This window comes from Streptomyces sp. NPDC059900 (genome assembly GCF_050270335.1).
Taxonomy (GTDB): domain Bacteria; phylum Actinomycetota; class Actinomycetes; order Streptomycetales; family Streptomycetaceae; genus Streptomyces.
In genome coordinates this window covers 1-1,203 of sequence record NZ_JBNNJZ010001128.1, presented here as the reverse complement: position 1 = coordinate 1,203, position 1,203 = coordinate 1, and the positions used below count along the sequence as shown (strand labels likewise).

1 protein-coding gene is annotated in these 1,203 nt (G+C 69.7%); it reads right to left on the bottom strand.

What is annotated here, in order from left to right; translation table 11 throughout:
* On the bottom strand, window positions 1-1,070 hold a 1,070-nt coding region (locus ACQKIP_RS47810), incomplete at its 3' end, for a polyprenyl synthetase family protein (protein WP_427745911.1).
* Between the last annotated feature and the right edge of the window lie 133 nt (window positions 1,071-1,203).

Below are 1,203 nucleotides of genomic sequence, written 5' to 3'. Positions count from 1 at the left end.
GTTCGGGTGGTGGCCTCGGCGGCCAAGGCCCGCAGCGTCGCCACCGCGGGGGCCGGCAGGGGCATGGATTGAAGGGTGTCCAGTGCACTCCGACAGCATTCGGCGATCATCCGCTCGGTGCGGACGCGCGCACCGGTTTCCTCGAGCACGGTACGGGCGCGAGATACCGTGGGCGCGTCAGCGGGGGCGCCAATCGCCGCCCGCAGCGCCTGTTTCTGCGCAGCGTCAGCGTCTTGGAGGGCGAGGGCGGTCAGCACCGTGGGTTTGCCAGCGCGCAGATCCCCACAGGCGGGCTTGCCGGTCACTGCAGGATCGCCGAAGGCGTCCAGCAGGTCGTCGCGCAGCTGGAAGGCATCCCCCAGCGGCACCGCGAAGGCGCTCAGCCCGTCCGTTACGGCACGGCCAGCACCCGCCAAGGTGGCACCGATCAGCAGTGGATGCTCGATGGTGTACCGGGCGGTCTTGGCCCGGCAGATCTGCAAGGCCAAGCCGAGGTCCGAGCTGAGGCGGCCAGCGGCGAGCAGATCCAGGTACTGGCCGTGCGCTAACTCCTCGCGCATCACCCCCACAAGCGGCCCGATCGCGCGGCGCTGCCACGCCACCAGCGGCGCCGTGGCCAACAGTTCATCCGACCACACCAGCGCCAAGTCACCGAGCAGCATGGCACCGTTGACGGCCAGCGCAGCCGCATCCGGACGGCCTGCATGCCGAGCGGCCATCTGGCAGTGGACCGCTGGCTGCCCGCGCCGCAGCCCAGCGCCGTCGATGATGTCGTCGTGGATCAACGCGAAGGCGTGGAACACCTCCAGCGACGCCGCCACCCGTACCACCCCGGTCGGCGTCGGCGCACATCCTCCGCCGGCCGTCCAGCCCACCAGGCATAGCAGCGGCCGCAAGCGCTTCCCACCAGCGAGCACGAACTCGCGGATTACCTCTACCGCTTCCTGCGGCAGCCTCCCGGCACGCACCGCACCTTCCTTGCCGGCGAAGAACTCCCGCAGGCAGGCCACTACCTGTCTGCGGCATCCGACTAGATCCAGCGGCGACTCGCGTATGGCCTCAGAAGCCATCCGCATACCGCCCGACGGGCTTGATCAGTCGAACTGGGTTCTGGATCGGGTGATCGCCGCGGCGGCGGCGCATGAAGGAAGGGCCCCTCGGTAGCTCGGAGTTGCGAAGCTCAAAAGCACCGAGGAGGCCCTC